Genomic DNA, 26474 nt, shown 5'->3' with positions numbered 1-26474 from the left:
GCTGGTGTTGGACGTGATGATCAGCGACCCGTGCTCGTAGCGCTCCGACACGAGCCGGAAGAAGTTCGCGGCGTCCAAGGCGTCAAGCGGCAAGTAGCCGACTTCGTCGCAGATCAGCAGCTTCGGCTGGGTGTAGATGCGCAGGCGCTTGTCCAGCCGTCTCTCTTGGTACGCCCGTCGCAAGTCGGCGACCAGCTTTTGCATGGTCACGGAGTAGATCATATGTTGTAAATCTTTCGACGTGTCAGGCAATAACCGTCTGGGCCACATATCCGGACATCCTTCAATCCCTATGGACGAATCGCGAGAGCTTCCCGAATTGGATAGCCGGAGTCCTGCACATTCTGGTAAAGGGCATCGACCTATTCCTCACTTTGTTTGCCACTAGGAGCGTGTCTGAGTGATCGACCGAAGGGCACGCTTCTAGAGAGCGAGATGGCCGTTTTATGTGCACTTGCTGGCCGCCGATTTAACACTGAGGACTTCATCAATGGCTTTTCACACACGATATCGTTATGGTTTTACATTCCACTGTTTTAGTTTTTTCACCAAAGTCGAGTGGTCCATTCCGAGAGCTCGAGCGGCCGCGCGGTAGGTCCGGTGCTGGCGAAGGGCGGTCAACACAATCTCTCTTTCCATGCTTTTTAGCTGTTCGCGCAGGGGGCGGACGGTGGGCCCGTCCGACTGCAACCGCTGTATGTGTGGGGGCAGATGGTATGGCTCAATCACCAGGGACGGTACGGACACCACGAGGTTTTCCATTAAGTTTTTCAATTCGCGCACGTTTCCAGGCCAGTGATATCTGAATAAGAGGCTCTTTGTTTCTGCGCGCAGGCGCTTATCAATGCGGTAGGTTGTACGGTAATGGTCAAAAAAGAAGTCGATGAGCACTTCGATATCCTCCGGCCGCTCCCGAAGCGGCGGAATGCGGATATCTACCACCTGCAAGCGGTAGTATAGATCTTCGCGCAATCGGCCCTGTTCCACCAGGCTGCGCAGGTCCTGGTTGGTGGCTGAAATGATACGGACATCCACCGACCGCACCTGCATGCTACCCACCCGTTGCACGCGCATGTCCTGTAGCACCCGCAGCAGCTTAGCTTGCACTTGGAACGGAATTTCACCGATTTCGTCGAGCAAGATCGTGCCTTTGTCGGCCAGTTCAAACAACCCACTCTTGCCACCTCGCCGAGCCCCGGTAAACGCCCCGTCCTCATAGCCAAACAATTCCGATTCGAGCAGCGCCTCCGGAATGGCTGCACAGTTGACCTTGATGAACGGCTGGTTGCGCCGGTTGCTCAGTTGGTGAATGGCGTTGGCGATGACTTCTTTGCCGCATCCGGATGGACCGGATAAAAGGATACTGGTCGGATAGGGGGCTACCTGCCGGATTTGCTCGACAATGTCTTTCATGATCGGACTTTCAGCAATCAGGTTGGTCTCCTGCGCGTCTGCGACATGATAGCGATGGCGGTTCAAGGCGGACAGCCCGCGCGCCTTGTCCAGTTCCGCCGTAATACGGTTAAGCTCTGTAATGTCCCGCACACTGGTGACCACCAGTTCCACGTCACCTTGTTGATTGAACACTGGATTGCCGGTGACGATGACCTGTTTGCCGTTGCGCAGGTTTTGCATCAACGACTCCATGCGCTTCGTCTGGAGCACCAACAGGGAAACAGAACAGTTTATGAATCCGCTTTCAACCAGTTCGGCCATATGCCGGCCAATCAGTTCGGCCCGCCGCGCTCCGGATAGCTGTTCGTAGGCCGAATTGACGAGCAGCGTGTACCCCTCTCCGTCCACCACGTAGACACCATCCGGGAACCATTCAATCACTTCCGCCAATCTGGACTTCAGGAAATCGTCCACGATGAGCATCGCTGAATCCTCCCTTTTGGTGAGCGATTTCACCATAGGTGAAGTCTATCACCAACTGAATAGCCTGTACAATCAAAAATTAGAGCGTACCGCCGGTGAAGAATTTCACCAGACTCCGCATCTAGAGTCTACACAGACCTGTGGTGCCCAGCCGTGGGTATCGTTGATACAAGCAGATTTGATACGTATAAGGTGACGTGTCCTGCTGAACACACGGTGAGTTACTAGCCGAAACGGAACACATCATCCGATAGAGTTGTCGAGGTGAACGAAGAGCACTGTTGAAGTTGCCTTGAGAATAAAGGCACGAGAGCCCAAGAAAAAGAGTTAAGCCACTCCCTTTTTCACAGGCCCCATACATTGGCATGAAAATTGCTGTGATTTTGTAATTGGGCAACATGCCCCATTTCACGACGGGAGATGATAACCGTGAACATCTTGAACGCACGTCCAAAGTTGTATGTCATGGAAAACGGGCGGATGAGGATGGACAAAAACTGGATGATTGCCATGCATAATCCAGCGACAGTCCAAAACCCGAACGTGCCGAACGAGATGGTGGAGTTTCCCATCTACACGGTCCTCATTGATCACCCAGAAGGTAAGATTCTGTTTGACACATCCTGCAACCCGAATTCGATGGGGCCCGAAGGACGCTGGGCCGAGGTGACACAGTCGCAGTTCCCGTGGACGGCGGGTGAAGAGTGCTACCTGCACAACCGTCTCGAACAACTCAAGATCCGCCCGGAGGACATCCGCTACGTCATTGCTTCTCACTTGCACCTGGACCACGCCGGATGCCTGGAAATGTTCACGAACGCGACCATCATCGTGCACGAGGATGAGTTTCACGGGGCACTTGAGGTCTACGCGCGCAACCAGAAGGCCGGGGCGTACATCTGGGCGGACATCGATGCGTGGATTCGTAACAACCTCCAGTGGCGTACCATCAAGCGGCACGAGGATAACGTCCTGTTGGCGAAAGGGGTGAGGGTGCTGAACTTCGGCAGCGGCCACGCCTGGGGTATGCTCGGCCTGTACGTAGAGCTTCCCGAAAAGGGCAACATCATTCTTTCCTCCGACGCCATCTACACCAAAGAAAGCTACGGCCCGCCCGTCAAGCCGCCCGGCATCATCTACGATTCGGTCGGATTCGTCCAAACGGTGGAACTCATCCGCAGGATTGCCCGCGAGAAGAATGCGGAGGTATGGTTTGGGCACGACGCGGAACAGTTCCAGACCTTCCGCAAGTCGGATGAGGGATACTACGAGTAGGTAATCTTACGGGCTAACCGTGCTTGTGTACACATCTCAGGAGAGAGGGATGCAGTATGAAAACCAAGGCGGCTGTCCTGTATGAATTGGGACTGCCCTCACCATACGCAAAGAGCGAGCCACTGAAAATTGAGACCTTGGATCTCGATCCGCCCGGACCGGGGGAGGTCTTGGTGCGTATTCGCGCCACCGGCCTTTGCCACTCGGACCTCTCGGTGATCAATGGATCCCGTCCGCGGCCCACGCCGATGGCTCTCGGCCACGAGGCGGCGGGCGAAGTCGTCGAGGTGGGACCTGGTGTGCAGGACCTACAACCGGGAGACCACGTCGTCTGTGCCTTTGTCCCCAGCTGCGGCCAGTGTCCGCCCTGCAAGGAGGGGCGCCCTGCCCTCTGCGAACCTGGTGCAGCGGCCAACACAGCCGGCACGCTGTTATCCGGAGCTCACCGGCTGCGTAAGAACGAGCTGATCATCCACCACCACCTGGGGGTGTCGGGATTCAGCGAGTACGCGGTCATCGACCGCAATTCGCTGGTGAAAGTGGACCCCGACCTGCCATTCGAGAAAGTGGCGGTGTTTGGTTGCGCTGTCATCACCGGCGTTGGTGCGGTCGTCAATACCGCTTGCGTGCCTGTGGGGGCTAGCGTCGCCATCGTCGGGCTGGGTGGCGTGGGGCTCAGCGCCCTTCTCGGCGCCCGGGTCGCCGGGGCGAGACGGATCGTCGCGATCGACATCAACTCCGATAAGCTGTCGCTGGCCGAGAAGCTTGGCGCCACGGACACCTTTGACGCGCGCGATCCGGACGTCGTCCGCCGTATCCGTGAGGCAACGGGGGGCGGGGTGGAATATGCGTTCGAGACCGCTGGTGCCGTACCGGCGATGAACACGGCCTTCGCCGTCACGCGCCGGGGTGGAACCACGGTCACGACCGGCCTGCCACACCCGGATCACCAGTTTTCTTTCCCGCAGGTGGTGCTCACGGCGGAGGAGCGAACGCTGAAAGGATCCTATGTGGGCAGCTGCATACCAAGCAGGGACATCCCACGTTATATTGAGCTATATAAACAGGGGCGGCTGCCTGTGGACCAGTTGTTGACGGACTGCCTATTTCTGGAGGACATCAACGACGGGTTTGATCGACTGGATCGTGGTGAGGCCTCCCGTCTCATCGTCTGCATGTGATCACATGAGGGAGTGACGGTGGCATGGAGCTCGGAGCGTATCAAAACTATATCGGCGGGGAATGGACAAACGGGGCGGCGTCCGAAACGTTTGACGTGATCAATCCGGCCACCGAAGAGGTCGTAGCGACCGTCCCAAACGCGGTCCCCGAGGACATAAAGGCAGCCATCGACGCTGCAACGGCCGTAGGGGAGCGGTGGGCGGACACGTTGGCGGCCGAACGGGCTCGCATCCTGCACCAGGCGGCGGAGCGGATGCGCCAGGATGTGGAGCGGCTGGCCCGCATCATGACGATAGAGGAAGGCAAACCACTCGCAGAGGCGCGCGGTGAGATTAATTACGCGGCGTCTTTCCTCGACTGGTTTGCTAAAGAGGCGCCGCGCATGTACGGGGACACGATTCCGTCCAGTTCACCAGACAAGCGAATCCTGGTCATCAAGCGGCCTGTCGGAATCGCCGCGGCCATTACGGCGTGGAATTTCCCCGCCGCGATGATCACCCGCAAACTGGGACCCGCGTTGGCGGCTGGCTGCACCATGATTATCAAGCCGTCCGAACTAACTCCTTTGTTGGCGCTAGAGTTTGCCCGCATTTTTGAGGAGGTCGGTCTTCCCAAAGGGGTCCTGTCGGTTGTCGTTGGCACCAACGCTCCAGCGCTAGTGAAAGTCATCATGGACGACTTCCGAGTGCGCAAGGTGTCGTTTACTGGGTCAACCGAGGTCGGCAAGATTCTCATGCACCAGGCGGCCGACACGGCCAAGCGGGTGTGGTTGGAGTTGGGCGGCCATGCGCCGTTCACCGTGTTCGAGGACGCGGACTTGGACGCGGCGGTCGCAGGTGCGGTGACATGCAAGATGCGTGGCATGGGCGAGACGTGCGTATCCCCCAACCGGATCTATGTGCAGCGCTCTGTTTATGATCGGTTTGTACAGCACTTGGCTGAGAGGATGGGCTGCATGCAGGTCGGCAACGGTATGGAGGATGGGGTGTCGGTCGGTCCGCTGATTGAGCCGGCGGGTCTCGAGAAGGAGCAGCGCCACGTTGCCGACGCAGTTCGAATGGTTGACGTCGGCCAGTACGGTCCCGTAGCGAATTTAATTAGAGATTGTCGCTTGGACGGGGCGTCGCCTGTGGGGGTGGATACATCCTGGGCTCCGGGCAATGGAGGAGTCTGGATGGCGTCGCCAGACCTTTGGTATCAAGACGATAGATGGTAACAGGGGAATGACGATGTGGTCTGGCTAAACAAGTGAAAGGTTGTGACCGAGAGGAACGGTCGGCTGGCAGCGTCGGGCCGAGGAATCAGGAGTGAAACATCGCGGGGACAGGCAAGTCGGGGGTTGGGTGCAACAGATCTGTACCTCCCCAAAAAGGGGAAGACCCTTTTGTGTTGCCGTATGGAACTAAACGGCCATGCTCTGTGCTGAAACGGCCAGAATGCGGTGATAGGCAAAGGGATAATCCGTTTTTAGTTGTTCTGGGGTAAATAGTCTAAGAAGCAAACGATACCACAAATCCTGGGTCCAGGTTTCGGAAGTGATGGTGGCAAGGGGGGTGTCAACCTCTCCGTCACCACCTGGCATCTCCGTCAGGCAGTATTCATTCGTTTTTGATTTTCTAAAACCGGTCCGATGGAAATATTGTTTTCACTAACTTTGGAATTCCGAGTTTTTCCCGAATATCCCGAATGGAATGGTTAATTGTCTGATCAAAGAACAGAGACACACGGTACCTTTTTCCGCCGCTGCTGAGACATGCGGCTCCAGGTGATGGCGCTTCATGACCACGACCAACGCCTGCGTGGTATGCCGGACACGCATGACGGTCTCACCATCGGCTTCTGTCGGTTGACGCACGGCGTCCACGTCGAACACCACGACCCTTGTGCGACTTGGTTCGTGGCTTGATCCCCACCGTATGTTTGCTGCGGAAGTGTCTTTTGAGCTCACTTTTCCCCAAGGGATTCGGGATGGGTCGATTGTGGCGTGATGGTGACCCATTTCCCTTGCTGATCCGAAGGTTCCATCGGGAGCCGTTCCTTGCGGCTGGGCTCATACAATTCCAGCGTTTTTGCGACCAAGAAAAGACGCGGGTTCCAAGGCAAAACGGTCCTCATGAGATAGAAAGGCGCGAAAAAAGACCAGGGCGGATAAGCTGTAAAAAGGCAGAATAGTCCCCGTGAACCGGTTTGATGTTCTCGAACCATGTTTGTCCAAATGACGTAACGTGCTCTGTGTTTTGTCTGCCCCCTTGTGGTTATAGTCGGGGACAACTTCGAATCGGCTTCGGCATGGCGTTGACAACATTTTCAGAGATCTGTGAGAAAGACCGAAGATGTGGCATAAAATTGTGCAACTTTGTGTCGCGCTTGTATTTCGTTTGTAACCTTTCCCAGAATTGTGGGCGAACAAGAGGGAGGGGTGACTTCAAAAGGAGGGGATAGATGGTGTTGAGTTCATTTGACCGGAACGTCTGTTGACCGACATCCACAAGCAAAGGGGGACACACGATGATTCTGTCGGTATCAAAGCTCCAAGGTGTTCGAGACATCTTGCAACAATTGGGATTTGAAGAAACGTGGGGCGGCCTGATGGTTCACAACGAACTCATGACGACATCTTGTCCCGCCGGTCCTCTTGTCGGTACAGTTGTTCGATGTCCTCCCAGTGCTCGAGAAGGACATTGACCATGGCGGGGTCAAATTGCCGGCCGCGTTTTTGACGCAGGTACTCTTGAACACTCGGGCTGCTCCAAGGGGTTTTGTATGGGCGATGGGATAAAAGTGCGTCCGTTACATCGGCCAGAGCCACAATTCGTGCACTTTCAGGGATTTCATCGCCCCGAAGGCCTTTGGGATATCCACCGCCGTCCACATGTTCGTGGTGGCACTCGGCAATGTCCTTGGCCATGACCAAAGCTTCGTTGTATCCATAAATTTTGGCCATATTGTCATTGAGGCGCGCCAGGAGTTCAGCGCCCAAGGAGGTGTGGGTTTCGATGAGACAACGTTCCTGGTGGGTCAAGGGACCCGGTTTGAACAGGATCTCCCTGGGAATGTAGAGCTTACCGACGTCATGGAGGACCGAGGCCGTGCCCAGCCACGTCACCTGAATCTCCGGCCATCCCAGCCATCGGGCCAGGGATGTGCAGATTTGTCTCACCCGGAACAGGTGGGGTTTCACAGAGGGATCCCCGGCTTCGGCAATTTCGGCGATCAGAAAAAACAACTGCTGGTAGGCATCCGCAACGTCCTGGGAGGTGATGTCCTGAACGTCCCGACAAACACCGAGATAATAGAGTCCGTCAGGACGACGCATGGGCGTGATGGTCAAAGAAGAGTTCCAGAGACGTCCGTCCGGACGGCGGTTGGTGAGTATCCCCTTCCAGACTTTGTCTTGTTCAAGGCACTCCTTCATTGATTGGTAGACATACGGCGGTGTCAATCCGGATTTGATGTACCCCGCGTCCTTGCCGATGATGTCCTCGCGCCGATAGCCGCTTGCTTCTTCGTAAGCGTTGTTTACAGTGAGAATTCGGTGATCCGCATCGGTGACGATCACTGGATCCCCAAGAAGCAGATAAGGATCATACCAAGTTGCCATTCGTTTCCCCCTCCTTGAGTTGCAGCCAAAACCGTATTCACCAATTCCGCTCCCTACCTCGCAAGGTTCTTCCAAAGCTCTATCACTTTCGGATGTTTCGCCAGCTTTTTCCTCACCCGCGTGAGTGCGTTATCAACAGCCTTGGTGCTTTTCAGTTTTAGTCGGTCCTGTATCTGACGGTAGGAGTGCCCGTAGATGTATCGGCCGATGAAACATTGTCGTTCCAGATCCGTAAGCGCCTGTTGTAGCGCTTGGCACAATCCCTTCCGCAGGGACGCTGTCGCCAGCTTGTGGACGACCTCATCCTCCGGTGATGGATAGGCTTGGTGATGAATGCGGTCCGGCGCCCAGGTGAGCCGATCGACAGACTGCCAAAATCGGTTTTCTTCGCCGAACGCCTTTCTGGTAATCACCGTTTTCATCCGGTTTCTCAAAAACATCTTGACGAATCCCTCGAAAGACCGTTCCGGACGGAACTTCTTCACCGCGTTCCACAGTTCAATCCGCAAAATTTGCATCGTTTCGTCCTCGGTATCGTTCGGTAACCAGTATTTCTTTGCGATGCTCGCCATCAACGGGTGAAACCGCCGGGATAGCTCCGCAAAGGCGTCCGGATCCTTTTTGGCCCAACAGGCTAGTTCCGTAAGGTCTTGCATTGCTTCGTAATCTCCAACCCCGTCTTTCACGTCTGGGGCCCCCGTTCCAAATCCGCCAACAGACGATCCAGATCTTCCACAACCTGATGAGAAGCTTGTTCGAGCTCAATCAAGCGTTTTTCCGCTTCCGTTCGCTCCCCTGCAAGAAGCAGCCGGTAGATTTGTTTAGCCAGATGGTGAAGCCGCCGGTGTGGTTCCTCGATCGCCTGAAACGAATCCAGGGAAGAGAGAGACGCCCGCCCCCGAGCCTGCTCGTACCACTGCCCCAAGCGGCACTGCCGGTGATCGACCAACTCCTTCTCATCGGCGACGTCAAAACCGAGCGTCATGTTGTGCAGCCGCCACTTCCACAACAGATGCTCGGTTTTGGCCACGCGCACCACCTGCTTGTCCTGTAGGTGGCTGAGATTTTCAATGAGCGCAAGGCGCAGCCCATTCGCCTGGACGCTGGTTTGGTGGATTTGAGCCCCCATGGCGTTCACCCGTTCCTTTGTCCGCTGGGTGTCGCTTAACACATGACTGATGCGTGTGGTGATTTCTTCGGTGGCCGCCGACTGCTGCTCCGTGGTCGCGGCGATCCCGGCGGTCAGTTCCCCCATCCGTGTCACTTGCTCGACCATCCCCCCGAGCGTTTGGATGGCCTCTTGGGACTGCTCGACTCGAACATGGAGCTCCTCCACCACGTGGCCGGTGAGATCCCGCATCGACCGGGCTTCTTGCTGCACTTGCTCAATGGTGGCGGCAATCTTATGAACGGATCGTTTGGTTTGGTCGGCCAGGGAACGGACCTCGGAGGCGACGACGGCGAACCCCCGGCCGTGCTCGCCGGCCCGCGCCGCTTCAATGGCGGCGTTGAGCGCCAACAGGTTCGTCTCGTCGGCGATGTTGCGGATGAAATCGGTCACGTGCGAAATGTCCTCGGTTGCTGAGGACAGGGAATCGGCTTTTGTCTGCATGCTCGCAAAAGAGTTTCCCAGGGCCAAAATCCCCCGGAGGGAGTCTTCGATCACCCGACGGCCCGTCTCCACGTCCTGGACGGCGCGATCGGAATGTTCGGCGACCCGGACGGCCTGATGGGCCACTTCTTTAACCGAAGCGGTGAGCTGTTGTGCGGCGGCGCTGATCCCTTCGGCGTGGTCGGCTGCCATCGACGCCGCGTCGAGGATTTCTTTGGTGCCGTCCATGCCCAGGATGGATTCCATAATCCCCGAGATGTTGTCGATCAGTTTGAAGTCGTTCTCTTCCTGATACGCCTCAATAATGAGTTGCATATCCATGGTAATGACCTTCAGGAACGACAACAGAATGTTCCCCAACTTCTCGGGCTCTTTCGCATATTTCCGAACAAGGCAAGGGATGAGATATTCGTACACCCTTACATAAGAGCCAAGGTACCATTCGGGCGTCAGGTGAATGCGACTATGTATCTGTCCAATTTTCACGCGGCTATGAATAAACTCCTCATCCACATTCTCGATGGCGCACAACGCCTGAAAATAATGGATGAATGTTTCTGTCAGCCGATGGCGACTGCTGTGCCGATCCACAATGCCTTGCAAACCGGGGAACCGCTCAATCATGTCGTAATGGCGCACGGCAACTTTTTCGATGATCTGGTCCATGTCGTCTTTAATTTGCCGAATCGTCTCCAGATCTCGCTTGAACAACTGCAAAAAGGTCAACTTGTCCTTCATGCGGGGCGTCGATTCGATATCCGTCTGTGTGATCGGTTCCACAATCATTTCTTTGTTTCCTTTTTTCAATCCCAAGAGTTCCGGCATCAATGGGATCCCTCCATTTGAGGTATTTGGGACCACAAAAAACGGCCAATATCCCCCGAAGGACATTGGCCGGTTGCGCTACTGGCTCCAAACTGTCCAAGCGCCCAATTTCAGACAGTCTTTCATTGCCTCCAACCATATAGGATGTATAAGATTGGTCCACACATCCAGCTAGCTTCATGTTTACTCTATAGTGACAATCTTGGTCAATCAAGGTACGCCATTCTTCACATCGACGAATATTTATAGAAGAAATTGTGAAATATTTTTGAAGACAATGCCTCCGAGGGCTCGCTTTCGTCTTTAGTCGGGCAAGTTTCTGTTCCGTTTCATAAAGGGGGGTCGCGGAGGGATGGATCATCAAAGTTAGCCCATTGATTCCGCACATGATAAGGTCTGGTTGGTTGATGCACTCTATCGGATCAAAGCCAGGAGGAATCGTGAAGCCGGATGAGGAATGGTGTGGAGCCATCGGGGGAATGCGCCTTACAAAGAGGTTGAGGAGATTCGGCGGGAGGCGTTGGACTGAAAAGGGGGATTGTTCGTGAGTGTCCTCCGCTTTTGATGCGGTGGTGTCGTGCCTTGGAGCCAAGCAAGTCGGCCGGCCCAGTGCTGTTCTCACGGAGATGGCCCGGAATCTCATTGCCGGGATGAACAACATTCCGTACGTCGCATTCTCCACATGGCCTCGGCGGGCATGGATGAGGAGCTGCCCGGGCATCGGCGGTCGGCTGAGGATGGTTTTTTTGAGCAACGTCTTCCTGGGATAGACGCAAGATGTGTGGGACCGACTCTGAGGTTGTGCTTTCATTTAACAGGGGATTTGCTGTGTTTGACAAAAACAATTTGCCGCCGGATTAAGCGGTTGAGGTGCCTGTTTATGAAGGGCACCTACTTGCTGATGGCATGCGAAAGGTCATCTTCGTAAGACTGAAGTTTGGCGAGGTCATTAGAAATATGAGAGGATAGTTCGTCGATGGAGTTGGGGTTACCTTTCTTCGTTAAAACGGAATACAGTTGTTTACAATTCTCATCTAGGTCACTCAGATTTGCTCTCCAGAGCTAATGCCCGGAGTTCAGGATTATCTACTGCAGGATTATCTGTTCCGAGCCAAATAGAACCCATCGTCGAGCCATTCACTTGTACATCTGCCGCTATTCCCATTGCTGCCGTAAGATCAAACGCAACACTATCGGTGTAACCTTCTTGCATTAAAGACTTCGTATTGCTCCAGTTCATTTGTAAAAATTTAGAAGAATGCTGGTCAATGGTAGGAAATAGCCGCTGTTGAAGATAATTGATGAACATTGTATCCCTTTGTGACAATGAACTGGGATCCATCTTTTTACTTACCGGATTCTCCGTTTGTCCGCAGCTACTAATCAAAGGTCCACAGGCAACACCTATAAAGACGACTACTGTCAACATCGGATGTAAAATCCCCAATAGCAGCGGATAGCGATTCCCCAAAATCGCCGGCATGATTTCCTCAAAATCATCGGGATGAATTCCCCACCCCTGTGTCGAACTATGGCACCTGCCATCACGTCCGGGGAGGTGCCAGTGATGAGGGAGAGTGAGAAGATGGAAATCAGGAAGCTGTATGAGGAGGGCGTCAGCATCTCGCAACTGGCCAGAAGATACGGCCATGACCGCAAAACCATCCGCAAGGCTGTGAGTGAACCTAGGCAGCAGGAGGAGGGGATGGTGAAGTCGCGCGGCCGGAGGGTGAAAGGCCAGAAGCTGGAGCCATACAAGGCCTATGTGGAGCAGCGCATGTGTATCGGCGTCCTCAATGCGGAGCGAATCTTTGGCGAGATCCGGGAGCAGGGATATAGGCGGCATTACCATACTGCGCGGGCCTCGCATGTTTGTACTTGACATGCATGGTGTGTTATCATACAATCCATCATGTAGATTGTATGGTTTGAAATCATACACTCCATGCAAAGGAGGCGGTCAGTTGGAGTGGACGTCGCCCTGGAGATTTTGAAATTCCCTGTGGATCCCTCCCGGCCGCTGTATGAACAGTTTGTGGAACGGATCCGGGCCGCGATTGCCCGGGGAGACCTTGAGCCCGGTGCGCGCCTCCCTTCGGTCAGGGAGTTGGCCGCGGCGATCCGGGTCAATCCGACGACGATTCAGCGCACCTATCAGGAATTGGAACGGGAACGGCTGATTGTCTCCTTCCGGGGCCAGGGCACGTTCGTGACCCGGGATGCCGGGGCGGTCGAGGCCAGCCGGAGGGCCTTGGCCCGGGAAGCGGTGGTGCGGCTTCGGGAGACGGCGCAGTCCCTGGGTCTGACCGTTCAACAACTGATCGACCTTGCCCATGCCGAGACGGAGGAGGATGAGTAAATGGATGGGAAGATGACGCTGTCGGCACCAGGGCCAACAGGAACAACTCCGGCGGACCGGCCCGCAGTGGTCTGCCGCGGGGTGTTCATGAAGATCCGAAACAAGGAGATCCTCCACGACGTCACCTTCCGCGTGGATCAAGGGCAGATCGTTGGGCTTCTCGGGCCCAACGGGGCGGGAAAATCCACTCTCCTGCGCCTGGTGGCCGGGCTGACGCCGCCCACCGCCGGCACGGTGGAGCTGTTCGGGGAGTCGGCCGGGGTGTCGACGCTGCGTTACCTTGCCTTTTTACCCGACCGGGGGAAAATGCCCGGATGGGTCACGGTGGGGGAGTGGCTCCGCTTTGCCCGGGACATCTATCCGGATTGGGACTCCGGCCATGCGGAGGAACTGGCCGAATTTCTCAAGGTCAGGCGTACCGCCCGCATGTCCACACTCTCCCGGGGCGAAGAGGCCCGGGTCCAGCTTTTGACCTGCCTGGCCCGGCGGTCGCCCCTGGTGGTCCTGGACGAACCCTTTGCCGGGGTGGACATGATTTCCCGGGAGCAGATCGCCTCCTCGGTGATCTCCGATTTTGCCGGCGGTTCCCGCACCTTCATCATCGCTACCCACGACATTCGGGAGATGGAAAATCTCTTTAATCAAATCATCCTTATCGGCGACGGCCGAATTCTTGGAGTTGAGGATGTGGAGGCCCTGCGGGCCCGAGGTCAGTCGGTGGAATCCCGGTACCGGGAGGTTTTTTCATGAAGGATATCTTGGCCCTTGCCGATCTGGAATTCAGTCGGTTTCGAATGTGGATGCCTTTTGCCCCGGGGAGTCGGCCGAGAGTGGTCATGTTGAATCAGGCCGTTTTTTTGCTGATCAGCTTGTGGTTCTTTCGTGGCTGGACGAACCTGGGTCAACTGTACGCCGAATGGACGATCTTTCATCTTTTCGCAGTGATCATCTTCAGCGGGTCTCTATGGTCCACATCGGGGGGAATCGAGTGGTGGCTCACGATTCCGCGCCCGCGCATGCACCTGGTGTTGGGCAGGGCCCTAGGATGCCTACGGATGGGGTTGCACCTAGCCCTTTACATGGAAGCGACGGTGATCCTGCATTACGCGACGGCGTTTTTCCTTCACTGGGTTCCAGGCACATCAGTGTCCCAATTCGCCGAGGTGGCGGCTACCTTTACCATGCTGGACTTGGTGGCGCTGTTTCCCGCCGTGGGGGTCGGCCTGATTCGCGTGGTATTTTCCAGGGGATGGGCCCGGGTGGGCGGGTTCATTTACTTCATCCTTCTGTACTTCATCCTTCTGTTCGGATTGTTTAACGGAGGGAACGTTTTCAATCAACTGTGGAATGGCGCACCACTCGTTTCCAAATACTTGATGATCATTCTGGGGATCGCGGTGATCGGCTGGCCGCTGTCGTGGTTCCTGGTTCGCCTTACGGCCGGAGTGGGTCTCTGTCGATTGGGGGACATGCGTTTGGCCGAAACCGGGTGGGGATTCCGGCTGCAGACGTCGGCAGCACCGGCCGGGACCTGGGAGGTTCGCGCGAGCCGTTCCCCCTTTTGGAGTCTGTTTTCGCTGGAGCGGGCCCGGCAGCGATGGTGGGGCGCCGGGGCCCCGCCGCTGTACCGGTGGCTCTTCGCCGCGGCGATGGCCGGTGCGGCGGTGGAGGGCTATGTCCTGATGGGCAAGCAGGAGATCTGGCTTCACGGACCGTCGTTTGTCGGCGCCGGGGTGTACGCTTACGCCATCTTTCGGGTGGTCGGGTTTCCCACCGAACCTTTCAGGCAGGGGTGGGGATCCTGGTGGCTGGCCATCCCCCGTCCCCGGTGGATGCTCCTGGCCGCGAGGGGGTTGGCGGTGTGGACCACCCTGGTCGAGCTAATGTCCCTCGCTCTGATGAGCCTGGGGATCGGGATCACGATACGCGGGATGATCGGCGGGTCCTGGGCTTCCCTTGCCGACGGGTGGCGGAGCATCGGAGAAATCTGGCTGGTCATCACCCTGTTGTTCACGCTGAATTTACTCTTGTTACAGATCACTCCCGCACTTTTTCGACATCGGGTGTTGAGTGTGTTCCTGGTGCCGCTATATGCTTCGGTGTACGGAGAATTCGGATGGCTGGTCAAGTGGACAGTCGCGGGCGGACAGGGGCCGGGGCTTTGGCATAGGCTCGGGATGTTGGCCGGAATCGGACTTCCCCTTGGGCTTTTATGTTTCTGGATCGGAAGCCGGTCCCTCAATCAGTTGATGCTCATGGAAGATTTTTGGTGCAGGGTTGAGCGGTTACAAAGGCAAACCTGATTGTAAAGTCAGCCTTTAGTTCACAGCCTTTTTCGATGTCCCTTTGTCCCCGAACCTTCAGCACGAATCCCATCGGTGTGTTGAGTTCGACATGCCGAAGCGGATCGCCGAAGTGCGCCGATTTATGGCCGGGGTGAACCCCATGTTTTTCCCATTCACCGGAGGTCAGCCCGTGGGTATCGGCCCGTGAGCGGCCGCCTGAGTTTACCCCATTTGCAATTGTGTGCCCGGATTTACAGTTGTTTGTTCGGAAAATCCCTGGAATTTTCGGGGGGAGAATCGAGGCGATAATCCGAGGAGGGGTTTTACGATGTCCGCAATATTGTCGGTGGCCGATCTCTCCGTCGCCCGAGGCGGGACGACCATTGTCCGCAAGGCCTGTTTCGACATCCGGGCCGGTGAGATCCTCGGACTTATCGGCCCTAACGGTGCGGGGAAAAGTACACTGATCGGCGGGTTGCTGGGTTACTATCCGATCAGCGGCGGGACGGTCAACTTCCGGGAATGGACGTTCGGCGCCGGCAAAGACATACCGTTCGAGGTCAAGCAAAGGTGGGCCTATATTCCCGAACAGCCGATGTACTATGCCGATCTCACCTTGGCAGAGCACCTGGAATGGAAAATGCGGTTGCGGGAGATGTCGTCCGCACAGGATGAGGCGGTGCGCGACCGCCTGGCAACCTTGATTCAGCGGTTTCAACTTGAGCCCCATCTGGTGAAGTTTCCTCACCAATGTTCAAAGGGAACGCTTCAGAAAATGATGGTCGTCTCGGCGTTCATGTTTCCCTTTGACGTGCTCCTGGTGGACGAGCCGTTTATCGGGCTGGATGTGATCGCCATTCGCCAACTTCGCGAGCTGTTCGAGTCAGCGCGGCAGGGCGGTGCAGCCATCCTCATTTCGACCCATGTGTTGGATTCGGCCGAACGGATGTGCCGGCGGTTCGGTTTTATGGCGGACGGGGAAGTTTTCGCCGTTGGCTCCCTGGCGGAATTGCGGGTCGTCCATGGGGATGATGCGGCGACTTTGGAGGATTTGTTCATTGCTTTTCTCCATAAAAGGGTGGTCGCGGAGTGAAGCGGATTGCGTTGCTGGCGGTGTGGACGGGTCGCCGAATGCGCTCCTGGTGGAAAGTACGGCTCCAGGTCTTGCGCCTGGTCTCCGACTGGGTGACGACGCTGTACTTGCTCATTCCCGGAACGATCTTTGCCGTTTGGTGGTTGGGACGATATTACCGAGGTGATCTAACGTCGGGCTTGACGGCGGATACCGAGTTATGGCTCGGGGTTCCTTTCCGCATCGTCGTGGCTGTGGCGATGTTCGTGGTCATGATGGCGGTTCACGTGATGTTGTATGGAAGTCTTCCGATTCCTCTAGAGAGCGGAGACCGCTTGTTCCTGTTGCTGTCCCCGGTGCGGCGGTCATGGCTGCTGGCGACCTTGTGGGTTGAAGGGTTGATTTTCAGTCTTATGCCGGTCGCGGTGATCGGGATCCTATCCGTTCCCTTCGTCCGGATTTGCCGGATTCCCCTGGACACTTGGTTTGGAATGCTGGTCTTGTTGTCAGGGTATGAAGCGGTCATTCGAATCGCAAGTCAACTGTTGAATGTTCGCGATCGCATGACCTGGCAACAATGGATCGCGTACCATGCCGGCCGGTACCTGTCATACCTCCCCGTGGGTATCGGTTTGACGTGGCAGATCCTCGGCCGGCCGGGCGCCGGGTGGGGGGTGCTTCTTGGTGTGGGTGGCACGGTGTCGGTATTGGCGGTTAGGTACATCTCCCGGACGGAGTGGGACGGTTTGTTTCAAGTGCGGCAAAGTTTCCTCGTCTCCGCAGTGCTGCCGGCCGATCCCGACGCCGTCTCGAACATTCAATTTCGGATGCGCCGGATTTCCGCATGGCTTGTCCGATGGACCGAGAATCTGTTTCACCGGCCAATGCACCCGGTGATCTGGATCCTTTTACTCCGGACACTGCGGCGGAAAGGTATGCTTCGCGATCTCATGTTTTTTACCGTTGTCGCGACCGGCACCCTGACGATCGGTTCGCAAGCCTGGATCAAATGGATCTATTTTGGCTTTTGTCTGTTCTTGTTTTACGAGTGGTGGGGCATCCGCATTCATCCCTTGTATGAGGTCCCGATCACACAACAACAAATCGTAGATCCGTGGTCGTTGCGCGTGGCGGCGGCGCGCTGGCGCAGCCGGGTCGTGGTGGGTATCGGTGTTGCATGGGTGATTCTCTGGGCGCTGTTACGCAGGCACTTTCACCATTGATAGAAAGCGGGAAATTCTGGACTGCGAGTGCTCCACGAATAACGTTCCGATACAAATTTATACTGGATTCTATTTTAATTGCCGACGGCGTCGACCGACGTATTTTTCTCCCGCTCCCCCTTACTAATGAAAGGGGTTTTTTGTTGAGAAAGTTGACCAGTGTTTTTCTCTGGATCCTTCTCACCCTGGGCGCCCTCGGCGGCGTCGGCACTGTCGCCCGGATGCTCGCCCCGGCCCAGGCGGACACGGCGGGGCCGCGGATGACCACCAGGTGTCGGCGATCGCCCTCCACCGGCCAAGGTCTGGCTGACCCTGCACAAAGGGGAGTCGGCCGACGAGCGAAAGGCGGACGTTGCCGACCTCTGGCCGGGGTTTGAACCCCAGGGCTGGACGCCGCCTGTTCAAGACCAAACGCCGCGGGAAATGTATGTGCGGGACGTGTCCCGGCCCGGTCGGGGCTTCGCTGAGGCCTCGGTAGACGCTTGGTGTGACGTGTCGGACGGGCAGAAGACCCGGAGCCGTCATCTGGTCCTCAACGGGCCAGTTCTGCGGGTTGACACGGGGTACGTGATCACGGCGCCGCCGACGATCTTGCCGCGGCCGGCCCTGGGGCTTGCAACGGCAGAAACCGGCTTCCACAGCCAAGGACGCGCAGCAGGACGTGTACGACATGGCCACGCCGTTCGGGAGTGATTTCTTACGGACGTTTCTCACGTCCTCGAACCCCGCTGATTTGGCCAACATGGCAGCGCCGGGGATCACGCTTCAACCAATGGGCGGAGGCAGTGTTGCCGGAGCCGTTTTTGGTGGATTTCCTGAAAGACGATAAAGGGCATTTGGAGGTTGAAAAGGTGGGGTTGCACTAAGTCGATTTGTTGGTTCCGTGCTGTTGATTGGTGCAATGGGGGTAGGGAAGACAACCACGGCCCGGTTGCTGGAACAGGAGTACGGTTACAGTGCTACTTGTTGGCCGAGCCAGTGCGGCGGGTACTGAGATTGCCTTCCCGTGGCTGGCCTCTGAGCCGAAAGCGGTGCGGAGGATCTATTTTCAGCGCACGGGGCGGCGCGCCGGAGGGCAGCTTCATGGTGAAGGCGCCACACGTGGCGAGCACGTTCAAGATGTTGGAACATGACTGTGGTACCACCGCTTGGCGTACAGAAGTGTATCGCAGGCCACGAATTTAAGGGTAGATCGGCGGGCAGTCTAAAGGACGACGTGGAAATATCCGTGATGAAGGGGGTATACAGGAGAGATGAAGAGAGTTGCCTTTCTGTTGGCGAATGATTACGAGGACTCCGAAATGAAAACACCGTACGAAGCCATCAAAAGTGCGGGTTACGAAACAGTGATTGTTGGGTTGAAGAAGGGCGAACAACTTGTAGGCAAGAACAGGCAAGCGAGGTATACGGTTGATGCATCGATTGACGAAGTGCGAGCAGACCAGTTTGACGCGGTTGTCATTCCGGGCGGCTCGTCACCGGAAAACCTGCGGCTGAATCAACAGGTACTACAGTTCGTGAAAGACATGGACCGGAAAGGCAAAGTGATCGCAGCAATCTGCCATGGACCGCAAATTTTGATCAGCGCAGGTCTTACCAAAGGTAAGAAGATGACCTGCTACCCTCCCTTAAGGGATGACTTGATTAACGCAGGCGCGACATACGTCGATCAAGAGGTAGTCGTTGACGGCAACTATATTACGTCGCGTATGCCGGCTGACGAACCGGCGTTCATCCGCGAAACGCTGAGCAAACTGCGCACGCCAGTCAGTCAACCTTCATGACGGACGTTTTGACAGCAGAGCCAGGTAACCCCTCGGCGAGAGCAGGAAACCTTGGCAGTCATGGGATATGGACTCAGTGAAGAATTGCCATTCGGCTTCCACTGCGGCCCGCTGTCGCGGCGAGCTCTGCAAACACCAAAATGCCGTGATAGCGTGGTATGGACGCTAAGAAGGGGCGTGTTCGCGCCCCGCGTTTCTTGTTCCCCCTACATGAAAAAGTCCGTTGTGCAGGAAGCCGGATTCAGTCATGATGTCGTCCTCATGCGCTCTGCCTTCCGGATCGCAACCACATTTGCGAACACTATTCGTTTATGCCGTGCAGGTGTATTCTAGTCGATCACGGGTACTGATCACCCTGCTCCCGGATGGTATCCTGTACCACCTGCTTACTCGCCTGCATTGCCGCCCCACGGATTTGCCCTCGCATTAACCTTTCCGGACCCCTGCACACCTGTCGATCAGTCCACGGGACGGTAGGTTTCTCCCGGGCCTCTTTCTTTTTGGAGGGGGTGAGAAGGGGGGACATACAAGACGCATCCATGTCGCCGCTCTGATTGGTGCCGAACTGTGGCTGATGCACGTGCACCAGCCGGTCCTCACGTGGCCCACGGCCGCGGCGCTCCTTGGAGCGTATTTCGCCGGTCCCATTGCCGACTGGACCCAGCCCCTGGCGGTTCTTCTGAGCGTGGTCGGGATGCGCCACAGGACGCTGACCCACTCGCTGCTGTTCCTGGCAGCGCTATGGGCGACCCTGCGATTCCTGCCCGTGCCGGACGTCGTGCGCTGGGCGGTCTGGATCGGATGTGCCAGTCACCCGGCTCCCGAAGCCGCTGGCCAACCGCATTGACAGAAAAAACCTTGAGGTATTGTTCTGGTGCCAGCATATCACGAATCTTTGGCTATGAGAACCTTCGCAATAGTGCGAGTCGAAATATCACCGAAAGCAGGTTGGTTCGAGCATTTGCGGGAAACGCCGGATTGTGGTGCCGGGCGAAAGCGAAGACAGTGTGCTAGCGGCGGTCAACGGCCCGCTGCGGTCCAGGCGTTTTTCGTGGAGGTTGTTTATGAAAACAATACTAACTTTTCGTTGTTTTTGATTTACCGATTCACGCCCGCACACGTGAATCCAGACTGTGAATTCGCGTGCTTCAGAGGTCTAAAAAGGCCGTCGGTGTTGGCGCAGTGTCTCAGTATGTGCCTGAAAACCATCGAGTTCAGGCGGGACATTTGTTGCATTCCACGGATCGATACATGTGTTCACGTGTATCGATATATGATGTGTTATACATCAAAGATGAGCAGAGGGCAGATGGGCGTTGACGATAGCCACTACTCGTATTCTCTGAACAGGGACTTCCTTTTTACTGTGTCCTGATTTTTGCAGCGTAGCACGTATTCTTGAACCTTAACGTTCGCGTTTCGATGCTTCTCGGAGGAGCGGAAAGAGCACTAGTAGAATACGGGGAGCTTATATGAATAAATCCTGCCCACACGTGGCATGTATATTGCTTTACAAAGAAACGTGAAAATTCGCTTCGACACTGATACTTCTAAGGAGGGATCTCAAATTAAATGCTGAGCTCTCCCAATTGATGCTGGTGGACCATAACTAATTCTGAGTGATGGTTGAAGTGATTTTATAGGAGGAACAGGCTCAGTCAACCCGTAAATAGAGTCCTTTATGAGGTGATGATGGAGATATGGCGAGGGAACAAGTCCGCGATGCTCTCAAGAAGATTCTTGACAATGTTTTAGATCATGCCGTAGGCAGGGCCGGTGGTGTGCCCGGAGTGGTTGCGATGGCAACTGACCGTGAGGGCAATATCTACGAGGGTGCAACTGGGGTGCGCGAACTCGGCAAGGAAACTCCGATGACCAGCGACACGGTCTTTGCTCTTTTCTCGACTACGAAGGCCATCACTGGCACAGCTTTGATGCAATTGGTGGAGGAAGGTAAAATCAGACTCGACGATCCGGTTGAGAAGTATGTTCCCGATATCGCCGAGATCAAGGTTCTTGAGGGGTTTGATGCGGACGGGAAACCCCTTCTCAGAACACCTAGGAACAAGATTACTGTCGGCATGTTGATGCTCCATACTGCCGGTTTTGGATACGAGTTTTTCAGTTATGAGGATCGTCGATATCGTAATGCAAAGGAAACGCCATCCATCCTCACAAGTACGTTTGATTCCATTAAAAGTGTCTTGCTGTTTGAGCCCGGTGAACGCTGGAACTATGGTGTCAACATCGACTGGGTTGGCAAGGTTGTAGAAGCTGTTCGTGGCAAGCGACTGGGAGAAGTGATGGCGGAGCATATTTTTGCCCCTTTAGGTATGACCGACATCGCATTTACTCTGACGCCGTCGATGATGGAACGTCGCGCAATCATTCACAGTCGCGCCCGAGACGGAAAGATCACTCCAAACCCAGATCTTGTCTTACCGCAACCCCCGGAAATGGACATGGGAGGACATGGTTTGTACGCAAGTGTTGGTGAATACATGAAGTTTATCCGGATGATCCTAAACGACGGTGCAGGCACCTATGGTCGAGTACTCAAACAGGAAACCGTGGCACAAATGAGTCAGAACGGGTTAGGAGCATTGAAGAGCGGCGGCTGGATGACGTCCGATCCATCACTATCCAATAACGGTGAATTCTTCGTTGGCGTACAAAAGTCATGGGGTTATACATTCCAGGTCAACGAGGATCCGGTCCCCACGGGTCGGCCAGCAGGCCAATTGATGTGGGCTGGGTTGGCCAATCTGTTCTACTGGATCGACCGCAAGAATGGTATTGGTGGATTTTGGGCAACTCAAATGTTCCCGTTCCAAGATGTGGCTTCATACTTGGGCTTTCTTGAGTTTGAGTCAGCGATCTACAGTACGCTGAAGCGGATGGGCCACATTGCCGCTTAAAAGCTTCCGAGCCCAAGAAGATGGCCAAAAAGCGGGCGTTGATCCTGTATGGATTCTTATTTGCCTGTCTTGTTGCCGGTATACTGCTTTTGTTGTTGGCTCCAAATCGCCCTTTGCCATTGGCGCAGGCATTGGTTGTGTGGCGGCGGTCGGCATGATTCTCAAAAGCAAAAAAGAAAACCCCGACCGACTGATCGACCGGGCTTTGCGGGGCGCCAAAGGAGAAGAGCGCGTTGAGGAGATCCTCTCCTCCCTCCCGGACACCTACAGAGTATTTCACGATCTGCCGTGCCCAATGGGGAACATTGACCATATCGCGGTGGGGCCCGCCGGCATTTTTGTGATCGAGTCGAAAAGCCATCGAGGGAAGATCACGGTTACCCCAGACGGGAATCTGTTGCGAGACGGCAGACCGTTTGAGAAAAACGTGGTGAATCAGGTTTGGCGGCAAACGATGTGGCTCAAGGAAACCTTGGAATCGCATCTTGGCCAATCGGTTTTCGTTCATCCGTTCTTGGTGTTTGTCAACGGTTTTGTGCAGGTGTATCGCCCTGTGCAGGAGGTCACCGTCTTACCCGGCAAGTGGCTAGTTGAAACTATCACAAAGAAGCCGAGCAGGCTTACTGAACAGCAGGTGGATGCGGTTCGACAAGCTCTTTATGCGTTACACGCCTCTTTGCAACCAGCGCGATAGGATAACGCACTGATTGTTTTCTCCCCCTCTCCGGATACAGGAAGAGGGGGTTTTTCTATGCTGATGCCGATCCTTTGCTCACCAAACAGTGGTCCGCCGACGAGATCATGCGAGAGATGTTCCCTCGGTCTAACAACCCGGTCTGGCGGGAGAACCAGAGGGAAGTCCAGGAGTATCTGCGGTACTTCCTCCCCTTCCACCGGGTGAACCTGATCGTCGTGCCGCTGAACCGCCGGCGGATTACGATCGACGTGACGGCGGACAACTGGAAAGACTGGTTCAGGCAGGCGGCTACCGGGATTTTGGACGTGCGGAACCGGTTTCTTAGAAATCATGAGGAAATCTCCGAGGACCAGTTGGAGGCCGCCCGCAAGGCGACTGAGGAATGGAAGGCGAAGCTGGCCCCGATGGTGCGCTTGGAGAAAGCGTCCCTGAGAGACATCGAATGGTGGCTGAAGAAGGGGTACTACCGTGGGCTGTCCGAGCCCAAGATGGTCCTGCCCGACCCGCACCCGGTTCAGGTGGTGGCCCGGGGCGGCAAGGCCTGGCTGAGGCCGTCGAGGGCGGTGTATCTGGCGTTGACTGACGTGTTGGTGCCCGAGTCCGGCACGCACCTGGTCGTGAAGCATCCTCACGGCGGCGAATCCCACCAGACCTTCTTTTTCACCGTTTCGGTGCCCCAGCCGGTGCCGGAGGACGATCCAACCGGCTTCGAATGGCTCTATGGTGTCTTGGAAAATACGTCGTTTCCCGTGGATGTCGCCCTTCACGTCCTGGTAGAGCCTGCCCATGAGGCCATCCAGCACCTGCGCAAAAAGAAAAAGACGGCCGAGGCGCAGTACAAGGAATGGGTGGAGAACGACGAGGACGTGCCCATCGAGCCGGAGGAGGATATGGCGAGTGTCGCGTCCCTGGAGCGGAAGCTCCGGTCCCGGCAGCCGCTCGTCCATGTGACCACGATCTTCGACCTGGGGGCGGCGAAACCCGAGAAACTCCGGCAGAGGGTGGAGCAGTTCCAGCAGACTGCCGGTACCTATCACACCTTGGTGCGCGCCCCGGGGGACATGAAAAAGATGCTCCAGGCGTTCTACCCGTTCGGGGAAGATTTGCCGACGGGGTGGGAGTTCCCGATGGACCCCGGCGTACTGGGGGCTGCCGTGCCGTTCGGTACCCGAGCCCTGGGGGACCCAGCGGGTTTCTGGCTGGTCAGGTTGTTCAACGGGCGTCCGGTTTGGATGGATCCCAGGAGGCCGGTGCATGTGCTGAACACGACGAGCGCGACCCTGCTGGCCGGGACCTTGGGGTCCGGGAAGTCGTACCTGCTGAAGTACCTGGTCACGACCCTTTTGTCCTGGGGGGGCGAAAGGGTTCATGGTGGACCAGAAGGGCGAGACGGAACCGTTCTGGACCTCCCCTTTGACGCCCACATGATGCGGTTCACCTACGATTCCGGCACGAGTTTCAGCCCATTTCGGGTTGGAAATACGCAGGATGCCCGGGCGATCATGGAGTTGATTTTCAACCCGCTGGGGGACGACCGGCGCCAAGTGGTGCTGAACCACGGGGTGGAACGGGTCCTGAAAGGCGAAAAATGGGACATGCGGGCGTTTTACGAAGCCATGCGGGACATTGCCGAAAACTCGCCCGATCTCAGGGACCAGGACGAGGCGCGGCTGATCGCCGAGAGGGTCCGGCTCATGGCCGACCACGAGATCGGGCGGCTGTTTTTCGGTGAGGACACCGGGGAATCGGTGTTCGACCATGACTTGGTGATCGCCGTTGTCCGGGGGCTGTCTCTTCCGGACAAGTCGGTGCCCAAGGAAAAGTGGACAGAGACCGAGCGGTACTCGGCGGCGATCCTGTATGCCGTCGCCACCCTGGGCCTTCGCCGGCTTTTGGCGCTGCCGAAGTCGATGGTGAAGGTCCTGGCGATCGACGAGGCGTGGGTATTGCGGAGGTTTGAGCAAGGGTAACGCCTTCTTAATGAGGCCATGCGGTTCTCCCGGTCCGAAAACCTCATCCCGATCATTGCCACCCAGAACGCCACGGATTTCCTGCCGAGGGGCGACGAGGAAGACCTGACCGGCCTCTTCGCGTGGAAAATCATGCCGCACCTGGAGAGTCAAGAGCAGGTGGAGGCTACCCTGCGGATCCTTGGCATGACCGACGAGGAGCCGAAGAACTGGACGAAACGGTTCTCCGAGTACCGGGCCGGCCGCGGCCTGGTCCGGGAGCCCGAGGGAAGAATCGGGGAGATGCAGGTCGAGGTTCTGCCGCGGGTGCTTGACCAATATTTTTCGAGTACCCCAACGAGCGAATGATGTTTTCTCCCGGCCCCCTTCTGTATGGGAAGGGGGTTTTTTTGTGCGGCGGTACGGATGGGTTTTCGTTCTTACAGTGGCAATCGGCCTTGGCGTCGGGGTTCCGGCCCACGCGGCGGATCCGCTCCTGCTGAGCCCGGACTTTACCGGCGGGCCTCAGTACCCGCTCGGAAATTACCAGTGGGACGCCAACGGGTACTGGGACCGGTGGAACCCGATCTATGACTTTGCCAACACGATCATGCAGGTCAACGCTTTCCTGACGCGCTTGGGGATCTGGGTGCTGGACATGGGGTATTCGCCTTCCAATTGGCTGGCGCCGTTCCAGGCGATTGCGGACGTGATTTCGAAGAGCCATTTCTTGGACCACATCTGGCCTTTCTTTGTGTTGATAGCTGCTGGAGTGCTGATCAAGGACCTGGCCCAGCATCACATCCAGCGCGTCATGCAGCGGGGGTTACTGTTCGTTGTGGCCCTTTCCGCCGTACTGCTGTTCAACGCCATCGGCGGGACGCCGAAATACATCCAGATGGTCACCGAGGCCATGGACGGCCTGTGCTATGCCACCAGCGGGTGGATCCTCACGGTGAACGAGAACAACGCCAAAACGGACGCAAGCGGAACGGGGACACAGACTGCGATTCACAATGTGGACAAGGAAATCTGGCAACAGTTGATTACCACCCCGTGGGAACTGGGCGAGCCGGGCACGGTGAACGCGACGGTCGGCAAGGACGTAGACGCGGTACGACAAGTCGTGTCGGGGGTGACCTTTTGGCAAACCATTTGGCATCCAGGCGGTACGGCAGCGAGGCAAATGGCCGCTCAACTCGCCGTCAGCCCGTCGACGCCGTGGCGCAACGTGCTCCTGTCGCTCCCGGTGGGCGACGACAAGCGCAACCAGTTGGCCGCGATCCTGAACAACGACGACCACCCGGAAGCCAAGCAGGCGTTCCAGTCCGGGTTCCGTTTTGTCCTGGCGTTGTTCGATTTCGTGGCCGTTCTGTGCGCGGACATTTATCTCCTGGCGGCGGGCGTCCTGCTGAGCCTGTTTTACCTGCTTTACCTGGCCTGGATGATCTCGGGCGTCGTGGTCCTGCCCGTGACGATCCTGCCATGGGGTTACAGCTACGACATCTTGAGATGGTGGGGGAAGGCGCTGGCGGGGTCCGTGGTTGTTCGGGTCGCGCTCAGCGCCTATGTGGGCCTGACGTTCTTCATCGAGAAGATCTTCACCACCGCTCTGGGGCAGAGCAACCTGGGCGGGATGGCCGCCTTGCTCCTGTACCCTGCAGTTCTGGCCATATCCCTTTTGGTGCTCTCCCGGATCTACAAGCGGACACAGCCGGTGCAGAGGGCGACTGGGAACGTGTTCTCTCTCCTCAAGTCTCGGGCGGGAGGGGAAGAAATCGCGGAATGCGTCTAGCCGGCCAAAAACGACAACA

At 56.5% G+C, this 26474-nt stretch carries 20 protein-coding genes, 2 pseudogenes and 1 riboswitch; of the genes and pseudogenes, 16 read left to right on the top strand and 6 right to left on the bottom strand.

Going from position 1 to position 26474, the window contains the following annotated elements; all coding sequences use genetic code 11:
* Positions 1 to 219 (bottom strand): annotated as a pseudogene (locus K6T64_RS13210) (ATP-binding protein); the annotation flags it as partial.
* Positions 220 to 513: 294 nt separating this feature from the next.
* Entirely contained in the window at positions 514 to 1878 is a 1365-nt protein-coding gene (locus K6T64_RS13205) for a sigma-54 interaction domain-containing protein (protein WP_288010645.1), read from the bottom strand.
* 420 nt (positions 1879 to 2298) lie between these two features.
* Between K6T64_RS13205 and ahlS the strand changes: the two genes are divergently transcribed.
* The 3 genes from ahlS to K6T64_RS13190 are packed head-to-tail and all read left to right on the top strand — an operon-like array spanning position 2299 to position 5551.
* The gene (ahlS, locus tag K6T64_RS13200) at positions 2299 to 3153 is read left to right on the top strand and encodes an AhlS family quorum-quenching N-acyl homoserine lactonase (protein WP_288010644.1); all 855 of its coding nucleotides are present in this window, start codon (positions 2299 to 2301) and stop codon (positions 3151 to 3153) included.
* Between the two features lie 56 nt (positions 3154 to 3209).
* A complete protein-coding gene (locus K6T64_RS13195) occupies positions 3210 to 4334 on the top strand; it encodes a zinc-dependent alcohol dehydrogenase family protein (RefSeq protein WP_288010643.1) in 1125 nt (374 codons plus the stop codon).
* 23 nt (positions 4335 to 4357) lie between these two features.
* Complete coding sequence (locus tag K6T64_RS13190; RefSeq protein WP_288010642.1) at positions 4358 to 5551, top strand: aldehyde dehydrogenase family protein; 1194 nt, start codon at positions 4358 to 4360, stop codon at positions 5549 to 5551.
* Between the two features lie 1389 nt (positions 5552 to 6940).
* Here K6T64_RS13190 and K6T64_RS13185 read toward each other — a convergent pair.
* The 4 genes from K6T64_RS13185 to K6T64_RS13170 form a co-directional block, all read right to left on the bottom strand.
* Positions 6941 to 7936, bottom strand: a complete 996-nt coding sequence (locus tag K6T64_RS13185; RefSeq protein ID WP_288010641.1) for an HD domain-containing phosphohydrolase — start codon at positions 7934 to 7936, stop codon at positions 6941 to 6943.
* A 53-nt stretch (positions 7937 to 7989) separates the two neighbouring features.
* Entirely contained in the window at positions 7990 to 8622 is a 633-nt protein-coding gene (locus tag K6T64_RS13180) for an RNA polymerase sigma factor (RefSeq protein WP_288010640.1), read from the bottom strand.
* Entirely contained in the window at positions 8619 to 10373 is a 1755-nt protein-coding gene (locus tag K6T64_RS13175; protein WP_288010639.1) for a methyl-accepting chemotaxis protein, read from the bottom strand. Before K6T64_RS13175 ends, K6T64_RS13180 begins: the two co-directional genes overlap by 4 nt.
* A 58-nt stretch (positions 10374 to 10431) precedes the next feature.
* Positions 10432 to 10515, bottom strand: a riboswitch (cyclic di-GMP riboswitch).
* Positions 10516 to 11412: 897 nt separating this feature from the next.
* Complete coding sequence (locus K6T64_RS13170) at positions 11413 to 11856, bottom strand: hypothetical protein (RefSeq protein WP_288010638.1); 444 nt, start codon at positions 11854 to 11856, stop codon at positions 11413 to 11415.
* Positions 11857 to 11940: 84 nt separating this feature from the next.
* On the opposite strand from K6T64_RS13170, the gene K6T64_RS17030 reads away from it, so the two are divergent.
* From K6T64_RS17030 to K6T64_RS13105, 13 genes and pseudogenes are all read left to right on the top strand, one after another.
* On the top strand, positions 11941 to 12255 hold the full coding sequence (locus K6T64_RS17030; RefSeq protein WP_198592139.1) for a hypothetical protein: 315 nt from the start codon (positions 11941 to 11943) through the stop codon (positions 12253 to 12255).
* A gap of 87 nt (positions 12256 to 12342) precedes the next feature.
* The gene (locus K6T64_RS13160; protein WP_232796763.1) at positions 12343 to 12732 is read left to right on the top strand and encodes a GntR family transcriptional regulator; all 390 of its coding nucleotides are present in this window, start codon (positions 12343 to 12345) and stop codon (positions 12730 to 12732) included.
* Entirely contained in the window at positions 12733 to 13482 is a 750-nt protein-coding gene (locus K6T64_RS13155) for an ABC transporter ATP-binding protein (protein ID WP_288010637.1), read from the top strand. It abuts the gene before it with no gap.
* The gene (locus K6T64_RS13150) at positions 13479 to 15035 is read left to right on the top strand and encodes a hypothetical protein (protein WP_288010636.1); all 1557 of its coding nucleotides are present in this window, start codon (positions 13479 to 13481) and stop codon (positions 15033 to 15035) included. The genes K6T64_RS13155 and K6T64_RS13150 overlap by 4 nt, the downstream gene beginning before the upstream one ends.
* Before the next feature lie 310 nt (positions 15036 to 15345).
* Entirely contained in the window at positions 15346 to 16110 is a 765-nt protein-coding gene (locus K6T64_RS13145; RefSeq protein ID WP_157935401.1) for an ABC transporter ATP-binding protein, read from the top strand.
* The gene (locus K6T64_RS13140; RefSeq protein WP_288010635.1) at positions 16107 to 17312 is read left to right on the top strand and encodes a hypothetical protein; all 1206 of its coding nucleotides are present in this window, start codon (positions 16107 to 16109) and stop codon (positions 17310 to 17312) included. Before K6T64_RS13145 ends, K6T64_RS13140 begins: the two co-directional genes overlap by 4 nt.
* Before the next feature lie 143 nt (positions 17313 to 17455).
* Entirely contained in the window at positions 17456 to 17689 is a 234-nt protein-coding gene (locus tag K6T64_RS13135; RefSeq protein ID WP_100667353.1) for a hypothetical protein, read from the top strand.
* Positions 17690 to 17741: 52 nt separating this feature from the next.
* A complete protein-coding gene (locus K6T64_RS13130; protein ID WP_288010634.1) occupies positions 17742 to 18005 on the top strand; it encodes a hypothetical protein in 264 nt (87 codons plus the stop codon).
* Between the two features lie 560 nt (positions 18006 to 18565).
* The gene (locus K6T64_RS13125; protein WP_288010633.1) at positions 18566 to 19096 is read left to right on the top strand and encodes a type 1 glutamine amidotransferase domain-containing protein; all 531 of its coding nucleotides are present in this window, start codon (positions 18566 to 18568) and stop codon (positions 19094 to 19096) included.
* 1700 nt (positions 19097 to 20796) lie between these two features.
* Entirely contained in the window at positions 20797 to 22014 is a 1218-nt protein-coding gene (gene acmB / locus K6T64_RS13120) for a methyl acetate hydrolase AcmB (protein WP_288010632.1), read from the top strand.
* A 154-nt stretch (positions 22015 to 22168) separates the two neighbouring features.
* Positions 22169 to 22708: a nuclease-related domain-containing protein gene (locus tag K6T64_RS13115; RefSeq protein ID WP_288010631.1), complete on the top strand. Its 540-nt coding sequence runs from the start codon at positions 22169 to 22171 to the stop codon at positions 22706 to 22708.
* A 107-nt stretch (positions 22709 to 22815) separates the two neighbouring features.
* Positions 22816 to 25029: pseudogene (locus K6T64_RS16900) on the top strand (ATP-binding protein).
* 43 nt (positions 25030 to 25072) lie between these two features.
* Positions 25073 to 26455: a hypothetical protein gene (locus K6T64_RS13105; protein ID WP_288010630.1), complete on the top strand. Its 1383-nt coding sequence runs from the start codon at positions 25073 to 25075 to the stop codon at positions 26453 to 26455.
* Positions 26456 to 26474 lie beyond the last annotated feature (19 nt).

This window comes from Kyrpidia sp., assembly GCF_023512215.1.
GTDB lineage: Bacteria > Bacillota > Bacilli > Kyrpidiales > Kyrpidiaceae > Kyrpidia > Kyrpidia spormannii.
This window is presented reverse-complemented; position numbering and strand designations above follow the sequence as displayed.

Bases quoted from the DNA above. Each gene is read 5' to 3' on its own strand.
- K6T64_RS13205 (WP_288010645.1), bottom strand. From the start codon at position 1,878: ATGCTCATCGTGGACGATTTCCTGAAGTCCAGATTGGCGGAAGTGATT.
- ahlS (WP_288010644.1), top strand. From the start codon at position 2,299: ATGATAACCGTGAACATCTTGAACGCACGTCCAAAGTTGTATGTCATG.
- K6T64_RS13195 (WP_288010643.1), top strand. From the start codon at position 3,210: ATGAAAACCAAGGCGGCTGTCCTGTATGAATTGGGACTGCCCTCACCA.
- K6T64_RS13190 (WP_288010642.1), top strand. From the start codon at position 4,358: ATGGAGCTCGGAGCGTATCAAAACTATATCGGCGGGGAATGGACAAAC.
- K6T64_RS13185 (WP_288010641.1), bottom strand. From the start codon at position 7,936: ATGGCAACTTGGTATGATCCTTATCTGCTTCTTGGGGATCCAGTGATC.
- K6T64_RS13175 (WP_288010639.1), bottom strand. From the start codon at position 10,373: ATGCCGGAACTCTTGGGATTGAAAAAAGGAAACAAAGAAATGATTGTG.
- K6T64_RS13170 (WP_288010638.1), bottom strand. From the start codon at position 11,856: ATGCCGGCGATTTTGGGGAATCGCTATCCGCTGCTATTGGGGATTTTA.
- K6T64_RS17030 (WP_198592139.1), top strand. From the start codon at position 11,941: ATGAGGGAGAGTGAGAAGATGGAAATCAGGAAGCTGTATGAGGAGGGC.
- K6T64_RS13155 (WP_288010637.1), top strand. From the start codon at position 12,733: ATGGATGGGAAGATGACGCTGTCGGCACCAGGGCCAACAGGAACAACT.
- K6T64_RS13150 (WP_288010636.1), top strand. From the start codon at position 13,479: ATGAAGGATATCTTGGCCCTTGCCGATCTGGAATTCAGTCGGTTTCGA.
- K6T64_RS13145 (WP_157935401.1), top strand. From the start codon at position 15,346: ATGTCCGCAATATTGTCGGTGGCCGATCTCTCCGTCGCCCGAGGCGGG.
- K6T64_RS13125 (WP_288010633.1), top strand. From the start codon at position 18,566: ATGAAGAGAGTTGCCTTTCTGTTGGCGAATGATTACGAGGACTCCGAA.
- acmB (WP_288010632.1), top strand. From the start codon at position 20,797: ATGGCGAGGGAACAAGTCCGCGATGCTCTCAAGAAGATTCTTGACAAT.
- K6T64_RS13115 (WP_288010631.1), top strand. From the start codon at position 22,169: ATGATTCTCAAAAGCAAAAAAGAAAACCCCGACCGACTGATCGACCGG.